Here is a 15,754-nt window from a genome sequence, read left to right as displayed (position 1 = left end):
AGACCGGGTCGCAGCGGGCAGCCTCGGCGGTATGAACCCCACCCCGAACGCACCACGCTCCCGGTCCGTCCTCGTGGGCGCGCTCGCGCTCGCCACGCTCCTGGCCTCGCTCGGCACGAGCGTCGCGAACGTCGCGCTGCCCACGCTCGCGCACGAGCTCGGAGCGCCCTTCGGCCGGGTGCAGTGGGTCGTCCTGTCGTACCTGCTGTCGATGACCGTGACCGCGGTCGCCGTGGGGAGGCTCGGGGACTCCCTCGGGCGACAGCGGGTGCTCCTCGCGGGCCTCGGTGTGTTCACGGTCGCGACGCTCGCCTGCGCACTGGCCCCCACGCTCGCGGTGCTCGTCGCCGCCCGCTCGCTGCAGGGGGTCGGCGCCGCGGTCATGATCGCGCTCCCCCTCGCGCTCGTACGGGACGTCGTGCCCGAGGGGCGCACCGGGGCGGCCATGGGTCTGCTGGGGACGACGTCTGCGGCAGGGACGGCGCTGGGGCCTGCCGGCGGCGGGCTGCTGATCGCGGTGTCGGGCTGGCAGGCGGGTTTCGTGGCCATGCTGCCGCTCGCGGGCGTCGCTCTCGTGCTGACCTGGCGCACCCTCGGTGACGCACCCGCCCCGGCACGATCCGGTGCGAGGTTCGACGTCGCCGGTGCCCTCGTGCTCGCCGGGGCTCTCGTGGCCGGCGCTCTCGCGATGACCCCTGCCGCCGTCCCGCAGGTCGGCGCCGCACCCCTGCTCGGGGTCGCGGCGGTCCTCGTCGCGCTGCTCGTCGTGATCGAGCGCAGGGCGGCTGCCCCCCTCGTGCCGTGGGGACTCCTGCGCACCCGTGCCCTGAGCGGCGGCCTGCTCATGAACGTGCTCGTCGCGACCGTCATGATGAGCACCCTGGTCGTGGGGCCCTTCTACCTCGCGGGAGGTCTGGGGCTGAGCGAGGCCGCGATCGGCCTCACGCTCGCGGTCGGGCCGGTCGTCTCGGCCCTGACCGGCGTCGTCGCCGGCAGGGTCGTCGACCGTGCGGGCGCGGGCGCCATGACGACCCTCGCGCTGCTGACCATGGCGACGGGGACAGTGCTGCTCGTGGGGCTCCCTCCCGTCTGGGGGTTGCCCGGCTACGTGCTCGCGCTCGTGGTCCTGACTCCCGGGTACCAGCTCTTCCTGGCCGCGAACAACACCGCCGTCATGACGACGGCCGACGCTCGGCGACGGGGGACGGTCTCGGGCGTCCTGAGCCTCTCGCGCAACCTCGGCCTCATCGCGGGCGCCTCGGTCATGGGGGCGGTGTTCGCGGCCGCGACGGGATCGGTCGAGGTCCAGGACGCCACGGCGGCCGCGGTCGCGACCGGGATGCGGACGACCTTCCTCGTCGCGACCGCCCTCCTGGCCCTCGCAGCCGTGGTCTCGCTCGCGGTCCGCAAGCGCGCAGACCGCCCCGTCAGCCCTGCCCGGGTGTCGTGAGCCCGGTCTCGTAGGCGAACACGACGAGCTGGGCCCGGTCGCGCGAGCCGGTCTTCATCATGGCGCGGTTGATGTGTGTCTTGGCCGTGGCCGGGCTGATGAAGAGCTGTGCGGCGATCTCGAGGTTCGACATGCCCCGACCGACGAGCGCCGTGATCTCCTCCTCGCGGGCGGTGAGCTGGGTCTCCTGGCGCGTCGTGGCGGCGGCCGGCTCGGGGACGTGCGCGAGGAACCGGCCGATGAGCGCCGTGGTCGCGGCGGGCGACAGGAGGGACTCGCCCGACGCGACGGTGCGGACGGCGTCGAGCAGCTCGGACGGGTCGATGCCCTTGCCGATGAAGCCGCTGGCTCCGGCGCGCAGCGCGGCGACCACGAGCTCGTCGGTCTCGAAGGTCGTCAGGACCAGGATCTTCACGCCGGCGAGCGACTCGTCGGCCGTGATGCGGCGTGTGGCGTCGATACCGTCCATCCCGGGCATCCGGATGTCCATCAGGACGACGTCGGCGCGCTCGGAGCGTGCGAGGGCGACGGCCTCCGCGCCGTCGGCGGCCTCCCCGGCGACGGTCATGTCGGGTGCGGACTCGAGCAGCAGGCGAAAGGTCCCGCGCAGCAGGGCCTGGTCGTCGGCCAGGAGGACACGGATCGTCATGGGGTTCCTCGGGTGGTCGGGCCGGGCGTGGAGACGTCCCCGCCCTCGTCGGTGGTGGGCAGGTTCGCGACGACGTGGAAGCCCCCGCCCGGGGTGCGGCCGGTGCGCAGGCTCCCCCCGGCCGCGGTGGCGCGCTCGTTCATCCCGATCAGCCCGTGCCCGCTGCCCGGGACGGTCCCGGGCCGGGCGTCGGCCGCGGGGGCGCCGTTCACGACGTCGACCACGAGCCGGTCCTCGGTCCAGGTGAGCTCGACGTGCACCTGTGAGCCGGGGGCGTGCTTGGCAGCGTTGGTCAACGCCTCCTGGAGGATCCGGTAGGCCGCGAGGTCTCCTCGGGAGGACAGCGCGCGAGGTGTGCCCGTCGTCGTGCTGACGATGTCCGCGCCGGCGGCCCGGAGGCCTCGCACCAGCTCGTCCACGTCGCCGACCCCGGGGACGGGACGCAGGGCGTCGGCCGCCGGCTCGTCGGGCCCCTCGGCCCGGTCCCCCTCCTGGCGGAGCAGCCCGACGGTCGCCCGCAGCTCGTCGAGAGCCCGGCGCGTGTGCTCGGTGATGCCCCGCAGCGCCTCCTCGGCCGCGCGCGGGTCGGTGTGCAGGAGGTAGCCCGCGACACCTGCCTGCGCGTTGACCAGCGTGAGGTTGTGCGCCAGGACGTCGTGCAGCTCGCGGGCGATGCGCAGCCGCTCGGCGGCGACCTCGCGCCGGGTCTCCTCCTGCCGGGCGAGCGCCTCGCGCAGCACCCGTTCGCGCCGTCCGGCCACGAGGGCGCCGATCGCGGTGGCGAGGATCACGACGTCGAACATCAGGAGCGAGGTGGCGAGCTCGGTCCCGGGGACGGCGAAGTGGCTGACCGCGATCAGGACGGCCGCCGAGCCGATGCCGGCCGTCCACCCGTCGCGCCGCGAGGACCGCGACGCGAACGTGTAGGCCGCGACCGTGGTCGCGATCGGCACGGGCTGGAACGCGCCCATGTCGGTGATGCTCCGCGGGTCCAGGTCGATCAGCGGCATGAGCGCCAGGTGCAGGGACTCGGTGACGAGCGTGGCCACCAGGGCACCGAACGGCCAGCGGTTGCGGACGGTGAGCGGCAGCCAGGACACGAGGACCAGCACGAGCAGGAGGGGGCTGGGACGCTCGGCGAACCCCTGGCGGATCGTGGCGGTGGCGAGCATCGCCACGAGCACCGCGACGTTGAAGACCGCTCCCGTCCACCGTGCCCGGTAGCCACGGCGGACGGGAGCGGGCGCACGCCCGGCGGGTCGCGACGAGCGTGCTCGGTGGTTCACGTCACGGCTCCTCGGAGGTCTGGCGGGGCTGCTCCCCGTCCCACAGTGTCGTCGACGCGAAGGGTCCGGTCGAGGTGGCCCCGACCGCGACCGGCTCGGGGACGACGAGCGGGACACCCGCGACGGGCTCGGTCGGGCCTTCGAGCGACAGGTGCGGGGTGATGCGCTCGGCCCACCGAGGGTAGGACCAGTTGCGGGCGCCGATGAGCTTCATGAGTGCCGGGACGAGGGTCAGGCGCACGACGAACGCGTCGACCAGGACCGCCAGGGCCAGACCGATGCCGATCGCCGAGACGATCCGCTCGCCGCTGAAGCCGAACGAGGCGAACACGAAGAGCATGATGGACGCTGCCACCGCGATGACCTGCCCGGTCTCGGTGACCCCCACCCGGACGGCGCGATCGTTGTCCCGGGTCTGGCTCCACTCCTCGTGCATGCGGCTGACGAGGAAGACCTGGTAGTCCATCGAGAGGCCGAACACGACCCCGACGACGATCACCGGGACGATGTACATCACGGGCGCACCGGAGCCCACGCCGAGCAGCTCGCTGCCCCAGCCGTGCTGGAAGATCGTCGTGATCGCCCCCAGCCCCACCGCGAGGGTCGCGAGGTTGGAGAGGGCGCCGACGAGCGGGACCAGGAGGCTGCGGAACGCGACGACCAGCAGCAGGAAGCCGAGCACCGCGACCAGACCGAGGTAGAGCGGCAGCTTGCTCATCAGGGCGTCCGCGATGTCGATGTTCGTCGCGGTCTCGCCGCCCACGTGGACCTGCAGGTCCGTCCCTCGTGCGGCGTCGGGGACGACGTCGTCGCGCAGGGTGTGGACCAGGTCCTGGGTCTCGCGCGTCTGGGCGCTCGTCGTCGGGACCACCGAGGCGATCGCGATCCTCTGGCCCGGCTGCACGGGGGCGGCCTGCGCCGAGGCGACGCCCTCGACGTCGGGCAGGGCCTCGGCGAGCTTCGTGAAGGCCTGCGCCGCGGCCGCGTCGGGCACCTCGGCCACCAGGACCAGGGTGGCGTCGACCCCCGCGCCGAAGGCCGGGGTCATGAGGTCGAAGTACGCACGACCGGGAGAACCTGCCGGGTCGCTGCTCGCGTCGGCGTTGCCGACGCGCATGCCGAGAGCGGGCGCGGCCAGGGCGACCAGGACCACGAGCGAGGCCCCGACCATCCGTCGGGGGGCACGGTCGAGCAGCAGCGCCCATCGCCCCGACGCCGTCGGCCTCCCCGGCGACGCGAGGCCCGTGGAGGCGAGCTGGGCGCGCTGCTTCCTGGACAGGATCCGCATGCCGATCATCCCCAGGAGCGCGGGCAGGAGCGTGATCGCCGCGGCCACGGTGAACAGCACGGTCACGGCCGCGGCCTGCGCCATGCCGGTCAGGACACCGAGCCCGACGACGAACATGCCCAGCAGCGCCACGACCACGGTGATCCCTGCGAAGATCACGGCGCGTCCCGAGGTGTTGACCGCCAGCGCGACGGCGTCGGGGACCGTCGCCCCGGCCATGAGCGCCTTGCGGTGCCGGTTGACGATGAAGAGGGCGTAGTCGATGCCGACCCCGAGACCGATCAGCGCTCCCATGGTCAGCGACGTGGCATCGACGTCGAGCACGTGCGAGCCGATCATCACGAGGAGCAACGAGGTTCCCACGCCCATGACACCGGTGAGGATCGGCAACGAGGCCGCCCACCCGGAGCGGAACACGAGGAGCAGGATCACGAGCGCCGCCAGGATGCCCACGGCCTCCGTCCCGCCGGACGGGCTGGGGAGCTCGGTGAAGGCCTGCCCGCCGAGCCCGACGGCGAACGAGCCGACCTCGAGGGTCTCCGCGATCGAACGGATCGCCTCGGGGTCGGCGTCGTCCGCGAGGGCGACCGTCGCGAACGCCGTGCGCTCGTCCGCGTTCACCTGTGCGGCGCCCTGGTCGGAGTACGGGCTGACCACCGCCTCGACGCCCGGCTGCGCCGCCACGTCCGCCAGCATGCGGGCAACCTGCTCCTGCACGGCCGGGGAGTCGATCGCGTCGCCCTCGGTCCGCCAGACGATGGTGCCGCTCTCGATCTCGGCGCCGGCCCCCGCCTCGGCCAGCAGGGCATAGGCGGTCGAGGACTCGGAGTCGGGCAGCGCGACCGCGGTCTTGAACGCGGTGCCCAGGCCGAGGGCCGCCACCGCGAGCCCGATCAGGGCGAGTATCCAGGCCCCCAGGACGACACGGCGTCTCCGGAAGCACCACTGGGCGAGCGAGTTCATGACGAGGCCTTTCGACGAGGAGGGGAACGCTCCCAGCCTGGTCGGCCGAGCACTCCACGTCGTCGTCCAGGCGCGGTGTTCCGTCACCCCCGCCCGTACCGCAGGTGCGTTACGGCGCCGCTCCCGCAGGTGGACGACGGGTCCCCCGACGTGCGGAAAGACTGCTGAGCACCGTCGCTCGCACCCCACCGAAGGAGCACCTCATGACGACCGTCGAGAAGCCGCAGGCACACTCCCTCCCCCGCGACCTGGCACAGCGCCACGGAGACCGCAGGCCCGCGGTGCGCCGGAGCCGGTCGCCCCACGCCGGCGAGGTCGCCGTCAGCTGGCACCTGCTCTCGCTCCGTTCGCTCCAGCTCGCCGCGCGCCTGCGTGCCCTCGGTGTGGCTGAGGGCGACCGCGTCGCCGTCCACCTGCCCACCGGGCCCACCCGGACCGCCGTCGTGTACGCCTGCTGGCACCTCGGAGCGGTCGTGGTCGCCACCACCACCGGGACGACCCACCGCCAGCGGCGGACCGCCTACCAGCTCGCCCAGCCGAGAGTGGTGATCGCCGACGTCACCGGACTGCGCGCGGCACGTGGACGCCCGTCGGTGCGCGCGCGGATCGCCGTCGGCCCGTTGTCCGCGATCGGCCGCGCGGCGCTCCAGGTGACCCACCGCCTGGCAGACCTCCCCGACGCGCCCCGGTGCGCGGCGCTCCCCGCCCCTGCTGCCCAGTCCGCAGACGCCGCGATCGTGTTCACGCCCGACACCGACGGCCAGACGCGTGGGATCTTCTACACCCACGGCGAGATGCTCCGCCTCCGGGACGCGGTCGCGGACCAGCTGGTCGCAGCGGACGCAGCAGGGCCGGACGCCGGCTACGTCCCGGGAGCGCTGGTGCTCCGCACGACGCGCCGCGGGACCGCGCTCACGGCGGCAGCGCTGCTCGCCCCCGGCCTGCCCGACGGCGACCAGCCCGCGACCGCCCTCGAACGACGCCTGCTCCAGGCGTGGGCCCGCGAGGTCACGAGCGGTGGCCGGGCCGTGGACGGGTGAACCGGTGAGGGCGCCCGCACCGAGGGGTCGACGACGCCCGTCGGGCCCCGTCCGGCGCTGCTATCCCTGGGCCTGACGCCGGACGATCTCCGCGATCCAGGTGGGAGCGAAGGGCGACGTGCAACCCGGGGGCGTCGGGTAGTCCTTGAGGACCTCGAGCCGCTCACCGATGCCGACCGCACGGGCACGGAGCTCGGGGTGGTGGATGCCGATGGTGGCCAGGCACTCGTTCATGGCCCACTGCAGACGCTCGGGGGCGTCCTTCATGTCGGCCTCGATGCGGTCGAGGAGCCCCGGCAGGTCGAGCCCCTCGGGCGACCTCGCCACACGGTCGGTCGTCAGCGCCCACCCGGCGCTCGCGACGACCGGGTCGGGATCGGTGAACCACGCGACGCGCAGCTCCTCGACGTGAGGGCTCTTCTTGACGACGTAGCTCACGAGCCACCCGTGCACCTTGGGCACGCGAGCGTCGCGCAGCATGGCGTCGAGCTCGGCGGCCGACCAGGCCTTGGGCCGGCAGACCAGGATCGCGACGAGACGGGCCGCGGTGTCCCCCGTCTCCCAGAGCTGTCCTGCGAGCTCGTGCTGGGTCTTGAGGCTCTTGGCGACCGCGCGGAGCCTGGTGAGGTTCACGCCGTGGTCGTCCCCGTGGCGCTCGTTCACCGCGCGGATCTTGGGGTCCTCCAGGGCCTCGAGCTGGGTCAGCACGTCGCTGACGGTCGCCTGGGCCACGGCAGTGGAAGCCATGTCGATCTCCTCGCTCGCTCGATCGGTCGTCGCTGACACCATACGTCTCTGCCTCCCCCCCACGGCGAGCGCTCGTGGAGACCGCTCGCGGGGCACGGGCGGCGTCGCGGAAACTCGTGCGAGATCCTGGGAACGCTCAGGCCTCCTTCCGCGTTGACCTGACGGAATCCACCCGCGATCTGAGAGAGACATGGACGCAGACAGTACGAACCCCCTTGTGCCGGCCACCGATGCTGCGACGAGGGGGTGCAGGTTCTGATGTGGGTGCTGACACTCCTGCTCGGCGTCGTCGTGATCGTGGCGATCACGGCCGTGACGGGCTACTTCGTCGCCCAGGAGTTCGCGTACATGGCGGTGGACCGGTCACGGTTGAGCGCCCGCGCGGGCTCGGGCGACCCGGGGGCCAAGCGCGCCCTGGCCGTCACCAAGCGCACGTCCTTCATGCTCTCGGGCGCGCAGCTGGGCATCACCGTGACCGGGCTGCTGGTCGGCTACGTCGCCGAGCCCCTCGTCGGTGAGTCGCTGGGCGAGGCCCTGGGCGGCGTCGGCGTCCCGACCGGCGTGGGCATCGCGGTGGGCACCGTCCTGGCCCTGGTGTTCTCGACGTTCGTCCAGATGATCTTCGGCGAGCTCTTCCCCAAGAACCTCGCGATCGCCCGGCCGGAGCCGGTCGCCCTGTGGCTCGCCCGCTCGACGACCATCTACCTGGCCGTGTTCGGGTGGCTCATCAAGATCTTCGACCAGGCGTCGAACCTCCTGCTCAAGGCGCTGCGGATCGAGCCGGTCCACGACGTCGAGCACTCGGCGACGGCCCGCGACCTCGAGCACATCGTCGCGGACTCGCGGCAGAGCGGCGACCTGCCCGGCGAGCTCTCGGTGCTCCTGGACCGCATCCTCGACTTCCCCGAGCGCGACGTCGAGCACGCCATGATCCCCCGCGCTCGCGTGGACGTCGTGCACGCGGACGACACCCTCGCGCAGGTGCGCGCACGGATGGCTGCGGGCCACTCGCGCTACCCGGTGCTCGCCGACGACGACCAGGTCGTGGGCGTCGTCCACCTCGTCGACGTCCTGACCACCACGCACGGCGACGACGTCCGGGCCCAGGACTTCATGCGGCCCGTGGTCGTCGTCCCGACCGCGATGAGCCTGCCCGACGCCCTGCGCGAGCTCACCGAGACCCGCAACCAGCTCGCGTGCGTGATCGACGAGTACGGCGGGTTCGCCGGCGTCCTGACGGCCGAGGACCTGGCCGAGGAGCTCGTCGGGGAGATCACGGACGAGCACGACCCCGCGACGCCCACCATCGCCCCGCGCGACGACGACGGGATCTGGGTCATGCCCGGCGACACCCACATCGACGAGGTTGAGCGCGCGATCGGGCGCGACCTGCCGCGAGGTGACTACGAGACGATCGCCGGTCTCGTGATCGACCAGCACGGCTCGCTGCTCGAACCCGGTGAGGGGATCGTGGTCGAGCTCCCGCTCGACCCCGCCGACCTGGCCCTCGCGGCCGAGCCGGAACCCGCCTGGATGCGCGTGGACGTGGTCGAGGTCGAGCGCCACGTCCCGTCGCTGGTCCGGGTGACGTTCCCGACGGACGACCGACCGCTGCCAGCACCCGACGCCGCGCCCGACGTGGCGCCCGAGACCGAGGAGGGCGACCGATGAGCAACCCCTGGGTCGTCGTGGCCATCACCGTCGTCATCATCGCGCTCAGCGCGTTCTTCGTCGCCGTCGAGTTCGCGCTGCTCGCCGCCAAGCGGCACCGCCTCGAGGACGCCGCCCCGAACAGCCGCTCGGCGCGTGCCGCGCTGCGCAGCTCGACCGAGCTGACCGTGCTGCTCGCCGGCTCCCAGCTCGGCATCACGGCCTGCACCCTGGCGCTCGGTGCCATCACCAAGCCCGCCGTCCACCACTGGCTCACGCCCGCGTTCGAGGCGTGGGGGGCCCCGCTGTGGGTCGCGGACGCCGCCGGGTTCGTCCTCGCGCTGATCATCGTGACGTTCCTGCACCTGGTCGTCGGCGAGATGGCCCCCAAGTCGTGGGCCATCGCTCACCCGGAGACCTCGGCCACGCTGCTGGCCATCCCCATGCGCGGCTTCATGTGGCTGACCCGGCCCTTGCTCACGGGGCTCAACAACATGGCCAACTGGTGCCTGGTCAAGGTCGGCGTCGAACCCACGGGGCAGGTCGCCTCGGGCCAGAGCGCCGACGACCTGCGCCACCTCGTCGAGCACTCGGCCAACGTCGGCGCGCTGGACCCCGCGTACTTCGCCCAGCTCTCGGGCGCCCTGGACCTGCAGACCCTGACCGTGGGCGACCTGCTCACGGGTCAGGGCAAGCCCACCATGGTCCCGCTCGACGCCACCGTGCACGACGTGCAGGAGGCCACGCGCACGTCGGGCCACCTGCGGATCCTGCTCGGGGACGAGACCAGCATCTCGGGTGTCGTGCACGTGCGCGACACCCTGGACGTGGGTGTCGACCGTCCGGCGGCCGACCTCATGCGGCCTCCCTTCACGCTCGAGCGGTCCGTGCCCGTCTACGCGGCGCTCGCCCAGATGCGCGAGACCCGCAACCACCTCGCCGTGGTGACCGACGGCGCCTCGGTCGCCGGCGTCATCGCGCTCTCGGACGTCATGGCCCGCCTCTTCCCGCGGGAGGTCGCCGCGGCCTGACGCGTGGCGGCGCGCTCTGCGTGAGCCGCCACGCCCCGAGGACGGCGCCCCACCCGGTCGAAGGACCGGGTGGGGCGCCGTCGTCGCGCGCCGCCCGGTGCCGGGCCTCCGGGACGCCTCCGAGCGTCGTCCCGCGACCGGCGACCTCAGAGCTCCCGGTGCATGACGTGGAGTCCCACGAGGCCGTGCACGGGGTGCGCGAACGCGTCGGGCACGGTCGTGAGGATCTCGAACCCGAAGGACTCCCAGAGGCGCACCGCTCGTTCGTTGGTCTCGACGACCGCGTTGAACTGCATCGCGAGGAAGCCGTCGGCACGCGCGCCGTCGAGCACCGCGCCTGCGAGCGCTCGCCCGACGCCCCGCCCGGTTCCTGCCGGCCCGACGACGAAGCTCGCGTTGGCGACGTGAGAGCCGGCACCAGGCTGGTTCGGCAGGTACTTGGCGGTCCCGAGGATCGCCCCCTCGCCGTGAGCGGGGTCCACCGCGACGAGGACGCGTGCGCCGGGCAGCGCGGTCCATGCCGTCCTGGCCTCGGCCTCGCTGATGTCCCGCGGGTAGGTGTACGTCTCACCGGCCCGGAAGACGGGCTCGAGCGCCCGCCAGATCCCGGGCCAGTCCTCTGCGCGCGCCTCGCGCACCACGATCTCGTCGCTCACCCGCCGAGCGTAGTTCGCGGACCTGCCACCGTGCCGCCGACGGTCGTGACCGTCGGTCCCGCACCTGGACCGAGCCGGCCGGAACACCTGGGACCGGTGCGCTGAGCCCGGTGCCGTGCGCGTCGAGCGGTGCCCGCGTAGCGTCGTGGCCAGGGGGACGTCATACCGCTACGGGAGGAGTGCTCATGGCACACAAGAAGACGTGGAACGAGTTCAGCGCCGGCAAGAAGGTGCTGATGCTGGCGGTCTCGGTCGTACAGATCTCGCTCACGGTCGCGGGCTACCGCGACCTGGCCAAGCGCTCCGCCGACGAGGTCGAGGGCTCGAAGCTCGCGTGGGGCGTGGCGATGCTCGCGAACTGGGTGGGTCCGATCGCCTACTTCGCGAAGGGCCGCAAGGGGCTGGGTCTCAACAGCTGAGCCTGCTGCCCCCGACCCGGGCGAGCGAGCGCGTCATACGGCCTAGCGGTTGGCTGCGGCGCGCCTTCCGGGAACGGGCACCTCGAACCTTGTCGGCGCCGCGCGCCCAGGACTAGCGTGGTCAGTGGCGTCGCGTGGCGGACACGCCACCCGCCGTCGACGAGAGGGGCGCGTCATGAAGGACGTGCGATGCGTGGTGGGCTGGCACAAGTGGCAGCGTCGCCAGATCGAGGACTCCCGGTACCTCGCCTGCACCCGTTGCGGACGCGAACGGAACACCGTGCCTACGGGTCCGCTGGGCGGAGGGATGGGAGGGCTGGCCGGTTGAACCGGCCACCCGGCGCCGGGTACCCGGCTGGCCGCCGCGTCACGGCGCGTGCCGAGGAACGAGGTCGCCCGGCTGTGGCTACCGCTGCGCCCTGACGTCGGACGGGCTCCGCGGCCGGCGTCGGCTCGAACGAAGACCGGACCACAGCAGCCGTGGTCGCGCTGCGGGGATCTGCAGGGGGCCCGAGCTAGACGACAAGGCTCGGGCGAAGCGGCAGCAGTCCCCACCGCCCGACGCCGACGTCAAGAACGGCGCCACGCCCGGGCGACGACGCTCCCACTCACGACGACACAGGCGAGCCCAGCGAGCGCGAGCAAGCCCCCCACCACGAGATACTCCATGTTGGAACGGATCGCCGCTGAGCTCCAGGGTTCGGCGGTACTCGCACGCTGGTTGATGAAGGTCCACACCGACCCCGTGTGGTAGTTCGACTCCCACGTGGTGAAGAAGAGACCGAGCAGGACGAGGGCCACACCCGTCAGAAGCCCCGCGCCGGCCTTCAGGTGATGCCCCTTGCGGATCGGATCCATGCCGAGAGCATGGCAGAGACCCCTACCTGATCGCCGGACCTTGACTGCCTGTCCGACGCTGCGAGACCGAGCGCACCGGCGCGGGGACGGCGGGGGCCGCCTGTCCTTCGTTGATGCAGGTCCAGCCCCGACTGCACGCACGGTGCACGAAGTGCGACGCAGAAGGCCCCTGATCAGCGTTTCCGCTGGTCAGGGGCCTTCTCTTTCGGTGGGCGATACTGGGTTCGAACCAGTGACCTCTTCGGTGTGAACGAAGCGCGCTACCACTGCGCCAATCGCCCGCTTCGACTGAACCTTTCGGTCCGGCCGTGCGTCCTGGAAGATATTAGCCGTATTTCGACCCAGATCGCGAACTGGCCTCCGGACCCGGCCCTCCGCCCGCCGTCACGGGACTCCCCCAGCGTAGCGCCGCTGGTCCCGCAACGGCCTGTTTCCGCGCCTCGGCCGCTTCTCACGGTTCGCCGACGAGCCAGGAGCGGGCGGGGCAGTCGACCTCCGGCAGGCCGCCCGCCGGCCTCCGCACACCGTGCACCCCACCCCCCTGCACCGGACTCACGCCTCGTCACGGGTCCATGCGCTCCCGCCGCCGGCGGTCGAACAGCTCGCGCGCCGCGAGCGACAGCTCCCCGGCACGGACGGCGACGCCGTCGAGCGAGACGACGGGCTGGATGTTGCGCACGCTCCCCGCGAGGGCGAGGCCCACGCCGGGGGTGGCTCCGCCGTCGGGCCCCGGAGCCACGACACGGTCGAGGACCTCGAACGGGAGCGCGGCCTCGCGGACGGGCAGCCCGTCCTCCGCCGCCCACTCCAGGAGGAGCTCGCGCGTGATGCCCGCGAGGCAGCCCGACGACAGCGGGGGCGTCAGGAGCTCTCCGCCGACCTCGACGAGCACGTTGGCTCCCGTGCCCTCGCACAGCTCGCCCACGGTGTTGGCGAGGATCGCCTCGTCTCCCCCGCGCGCGACGGCGTCGGCGAGCGCGACGACGTTCTCGGCGTACGAGGTCGTCTTGAGCCCGGCCACCGCGGAGCGCTCGTTGCGCACCCAGGGCGAGCGCACGGCCCGCGAGGTCGGGCCGGGCGACGCGGGACCCGCGGCGATCACGATCGTCTCCTCGCCGTCCTCACGCCCCGACCCCATGGGACCGAACCCGCCCGTGACCGTGATGCGCAGGCGCCCCGCGCTCTCCCCCGAGGCGGCCAGGACCTGCACGACCCCGTCGCGGATGCGCGCCTCGTCGGGCGCCGGCAACCCCATGCCGGCCGCGGACCGGCCCAGGCGCCGGAGGTGACGGGTCAGCGCGAACGCCTGCCCGCCGTACACGGCGCACGTCTCGAAGATCCCGTCCCCCACGGTCACGCCGTGGTCGAGCGCGCTCAGCGCCCGTTCCCGCGGCTCGACGAAGGACCCATCCACCCACACGACGATCGACATGACCTCAGTCTGCCGCAGCCTCGCCCGAGGCGAGCGCGACGAGCCGCGCGGCCTTGAGCTCGGTCTCCTCCCACTCCTCGACAGGGTCGCTGCCCCACGTGATGCCTGCCCCGGTCCCGAACCTCAGCTCGTCGTCGGACCACCAGAAGGTCCGGATGCCGACGGCGAGCTCGGCCTCGCCCGTGTCGCCGTCGACCCAGCCGACGGCCCCGCAGTAGGGACCGCGCGGGCCGCGCTCGAGCTCGGAGATGATCCGCAGCGCCGAGGACTTGGGTGCACCGGAGACCGACGCGGGCGGGAACGTCGCAGCGAGCACCTGTCCCCACAGACCACCGGGGGCGTCCTGGGCGACCTGCACGCGCCCCTGCACGCGCGAGACCAGGTGCACGAGGCCTGGGTGCGCCTCGACCGCGAGCAGGTCGGTGACCTCGACCGAGCCGGGTTCGCTCACGCGTTGCAGGTCGTTGCGGACGAGATCCGTGATCATGACGTTCTCCGTGCGGTCCTTCTCGCGCAACCCGTCCGCGGTGGCCGCGGTGCCCTTGATGGGGCCCGACGAGAGCACACCGCCCTCGAGCCGCAGGAAGAGCTCGGGCGAGGCCGTCACGACCCACACGGGCTCGATCCCGCTCGCCGCGGGCACGTGGATCGCGCCCGCGTAGGGCGCGGGGTTGCCCGCGGCGAGGATCCGGGCGAGCGCACGGGCGTCGGGCTCGCGGTCGTCCGCGGGCAGCGGCGCGGTGAGGACGCGGCAGATGTTGGCCTGGTAGACGTCCCCCTCGTGCACGGCGTGACGCACGGCCGCCACGGCGGCCTGGTACTCGTCGCGGGACAGCGAGCTGCGCCAGGTGTCGGGGTGCGGCCCGCGCCACGAGCCCTCCCTGCCCGACGGCGTCACGCGCGCGGTCAGGTCGTCGCCGGGTGCGTCGTGGTCGGCGAAGCGCCAGGCACGCGCCCGCCCCCCGTGCGCGGGATCCTCGAAGTCGGCGACGACGAACCAGAGCCCTTCGGCCAGACGCTCGGGTTCGACCGCGAGGTCGATGCACTCGACGGCACGGGCCGCCTGGCGGCCGGCGAACGACGCGAACCCCGCCCCGTCGCCCCCCGTGCTCGGCCCGTGGCCGGCGGCACCCGCCTCGCGGGGTCGACCCCCCGCCGCCTCTGGACCCTCCCGGTGCAGGTCAGAGCCCTGCACGTCGAAGCCCTCCGCAGCCCTCCACGCGGCCTGGGAGCGTGACCCGCGCCTCATTCCACCGCCTCGACCCGAGCGGACGGAGCGTCAGGAAACCGCGGAACGGTGCGGGTCCTGGGGAAACTGGTTCGTAGCGCTGGCACCCCACAACGCTACCGAGCCTCGCGCGGGGCCCGAACCCGGTTGGACGCCCAGCGCTCTCGTCTACTAAAGTCTGTGACGCGCCGAAAAACGCCGGAGAGATCCGGGCGAGGTTCGGCAGTGCGGACGTGGCTCAGTGGTAGAGCATCACCTTGCCAAGGTGAGGGTCGCGGGTTCGAATCCCGTCGTCCGCTCGGATAAGTCTTCGGACTTGTCGGGTTCGAGTCCCTGGTGGAGTGGCCGAGAGGCGAGGCAGCGGCCTGCAAAGCCGTGCACGTGGGTTCGAATCCCATCTCCACCTCTCAGCAAGGTAGTACCCCTTGTGCTGTTCTCTCGTAGAACAGCCCTGGGCGATTGGCGCAGCGGTAGCGCGCTTCCCTGACACGGAAGAGGTCACTGGTTCGATCCCAGTATCGCCCACCACAACGAAGGCCGTCCCCACCGGGACGGCCTTTTGTCATACCCCCTCAAGGACCCCTGAGCCCGTACGCCACCCCGCACGCCTCCAGGCCGCTCCGGGCAACCCGGGCGTCCGTGTCCGACTGCGCCCAGCTCGGGTGCACCACGATCTGCCTCCTGTTCCGCGACGGACGCGGTCCGTACACCTTTGCCCCCTCGCGGCGGTCCGCGGCCCGGGCAGGCACGAAGGAGCGCCGGCACGAGGGAGCGGCCCGCGACGGCCACCCGCGTCCCGTACCCGATCGCTGCGCGGTGAACCGCACGCCGAGCCGTCGACGACGCCGCTCGATGCCGCGCGAGCTCGACGGAACAGAGCACTGACCTGGGGCGATTTGGACTCTTGCCCCATCTTTCGGCTAGAGTCTGTGACGCGCCGAAAAACGCCGGAGAGATCCGGACGAGGTTCGGCAGTGCGGACGTGGCTCAGTGGTAGAGCATCACCTTGCCAAGGTGAGGGTCGCGGGTTCGAATCCCGTCGTCCGCTCGGATAAGT

The 15,754-nt window shown here is 72.7% G+C and carries 13 protein-coding genes and 5 tRNA genes; 9 read left to right on the top strand and 9 right to left on the bottom strand.

Annotation, left to right across the window (positions count from 1 at the left end):
• Positions 1-31: 31 nt before the first annotated feature.
• Positions 32-1,450, top strand: coding sequence for an MFS transporter (locus ACFWFR_RS02085; protein ID WP_377620845.1), 1,419 nt, complete (start codon positions 32-34; stop codon positions 1,448-1,450).
• On the opposite strand, the gene ACFWFR_RS02080 is transcribed toward ACFWFR_RS02085, so the two are convergent.
• From ACFWFR_RS02080 to ACFWFR_RS02070, 3 genes are read right to left on the bottom strand one after another with little or no spacing between them, the layout of a single operon-like run.
• Complete coding sequence (locus tag ACFWFR_RS02080; protein WP_377620843.1) at positions 1,428-2,099, bottom strand: response regulator; 672 nt, start codon at positions 2,097-2,099, stop codon at positions 1,428-1,430. The two genes, ACFWFR_RS02085 and ACFWFR_RS02080, sit on opposite strands and share 23 nt — an antisense overlap.
• Positions 2,096-3,385 carry a sensor histidine kinase gene (locus ACFWFR_RS02075; protein ID WP_377620841.1) on the bottom strand — a complete coding sequence of 430 codons (1,290 nt, stop codon included), beginning with the start codon at positions 3,383-3,385 and terminating at the stop codon, positions 2,096-2,098. The genes ACFWFR_RS02080 and ACFWFR_RS02075 overlap by 4 nt, the downstream gene beginning before the upstream one ends.
• A 1-nt stretch (position 3,386) precedes the next feature.
• Entirely contained in the window at positions 3,387-5,636 is a 2,250-nt protein-coding gene (locus ACFWFR_RS02070) for an MMPL family transporter (RefSeq protein WP_377620839.1), read from the bottom strand.
• A gap of 203 nt (positions 5,637-5,839) precedes the next feature.
• On the opposite strand from ACFWFR_RS02070, the gene ACFWFR_RS02065 reads away from it, so the two are divergent.
• Complete coding sequence (locus tag ACFWFR_RS02065; RefSeq protein WP_377620837.1) at positions 5,840-6,676, top strand: AMP-binding protein; 837 nt, start codon at positions 5,840-5,842, stop codon at positions 6,674-6,676.
• Positions 6,677-6,736: 60 nt separating this feature from the next.
• Here ACFWFR_RS02065 and ACFWFR_RS02060 read toward each other — a convergent pair whose 3' ends face one another.
• Positions 6,737-7,423 (bottom strand): DNA alkylation repair protein, encoded by a 687-nt coding sequence (locus ACFWFR_RS02060; protein WP_377620835.1) that lies wholly within the window; start codon positions 7,421-7,423, stop codon positions 6,737-6,739.
• 258 nt (positions 7,424-7,681) lie between these two features.
• Between ACFWFR_RS02060 and ACFWFR_RS02055 the strand changes: the two genes are divergently transcribed.
• Both ACFWFR_RS02055 and ACFWFR_RS02050 read left to right on the top strand, forming a co-directional pair.
• Positions 7,682-9,094, top strand: coding sequence for a hemolysin family protein (locus ACFWFR_RS02055; RefSeq protein WP_377616431.1), 1,413 nt, complete (start codon positions 7,682-7,684; stop codon positions 9,092-9,094).
• The gene (locus ACFWFR_RS02050; protein ID WP_377620834.1) at positions 9,091-10,104 is read left to right on the top strand and encodes a hemolysin family protein; all 1,014 of its coding nucleotides are present in this window, start codon (positions 9,091-9,093) and stop codon (positions 10,102-10,104) included. Before ACFWFR_RS02055 ends, ACFWFR_RS02050 begins: the two co-directional genes overlap by 4 nt.
• Before the next feature lie 146 nt (positions 10,105-10,250).
• Here the strand turns inward: ACFWFR_RS02050 and ACFWFR_RS02045 are convergent, their stop codons facing one another.
• Entirely contained in the window at positions 10,251-10,760 is a 510-nt protein-coding gene (locus tag ACFWFR_RS02045; RefSeq protein WP_377620832.1) for a GNAT family N-acetyltransferase, read from the bottom strand.
• Between the two features lie 185 nt (positions 10,761-10,945).
• Here ACFWFR_RS02045 and ACFWFR_RS02040 point away from each other — a divergent pair, with 185 nt between their 5' ends.
• A complete protein-coding gene (locus ACFWFR_RS02040; RefSeq protein ID WP_191804945.1) occupies positions 10,946-11,179 on the top strand; it encodes a PLDc N-terminal domain-containing protein in 234 nt (77 codons plus the stop codon).
• A gap of 570 nt (positions 11,180-11,749) precedes the next feature.
• On the opposite strand, the gene ACFWFR_RS02035 is transcribed toward ACFWFR_RS02040, so the two are convergent.
• The 4 genes from ACFWFR_RS02035 to ACFWFR_RS02020 all read right to left on the bottom strand — a co-directional run bounded on the left by ACFWFR_RS02035 (position 11,750) and on the right by ACFWFR_RS02020 (position 14,511).
• A complete protein-coding gene (locus ACFWFR_RS02035) occupies positions 11,750-12,037 on the bottom strand; it encodes a hypothetical protein (RefSeq protein ID WP_377620830.1) in 288 nt (95 codons plus the stop codon).
• A 209-nt stretch (positions 12,038-12,246) separates the two neighbouring features.
• Positions 12,247-12,318, bottom strand: a tRNA-Val gene (locus ACFWFR_RS02030).
• Positions 12,319-12,599: 281 nt separating this feature from the next.
• The gene (locus ACFWFR_RS02025) at positions 12,600-13,469 is read right to left on the bottom strand and encodes an aminotransferase class IV (protein ID WP_377620829.1); all 870 of its coding nucleotides are present in this window, start codon (positions 13,467-13,469) and stop codon (positions 12,600-12,602) included.
• Positions 13,470-13,473: 4 nt separating this feature from the next.
• A complete protein-coding gene (locus ACFWFR_RS02020; protein WP_377620870.1) occupies positions 13,474-14,511 on the bottom strand; it encodes a chorismate-binding protein in 1,038 nt (345 codons plus the stop codon).
• Between the two features lie 413 nt (positions 14,512-14,924).
• Between ACFWFR_RS02020 and ACFWFR_RS02015 the strand changes: the two genes are divergently transcribed.
• From ACFWFR_RS02015 to ACFWFR_RS02000, 4 genes are all read left to right on the top strand, one after another.
• Positions 14,925-14,996, top strand: a tRNA-Gly gene (locus ACFWFR_RS02015).
• 36 nt (positions 14,997-15,032) lie between these two features.
• Positions 15,033-15,103: transfer RNA gene (locus tag ACFWFR_RS02010), tRNA-Cys, on the top strand.
• Between the two features lie 47 nt (positions 15,104-15,150).
• Positions 15,151-15,225: transfer RNA gene (locus ACFWFR_RS02005), tRNA-Val, on the top strand.
• A 448-nt stretch (positions 15,226-15,673) separates the two neighbouring features.
• Positions 15,674-15,745 (top strand) — tRNA-Gly (locus tag ACFWFR_RS02000).
• The last annotated feature ends 9 nt before the right edge of the window (positions 15,746-15,754 follow it).

Origin of the sequence: Oerskovia sp. NPDC060287, from assembly GCF_042726775.1 — a bacterium.
Taxonomy (GTDB): Bacteria; Actinomycetota; Actinomycetes; order Actinomycetales; family Cellulomonadaceae; genus Oerskovia; species Oerskovia merdavium.
This window is presented reverse-complemented; position numbering and strand designations above follow the sequence as displayed.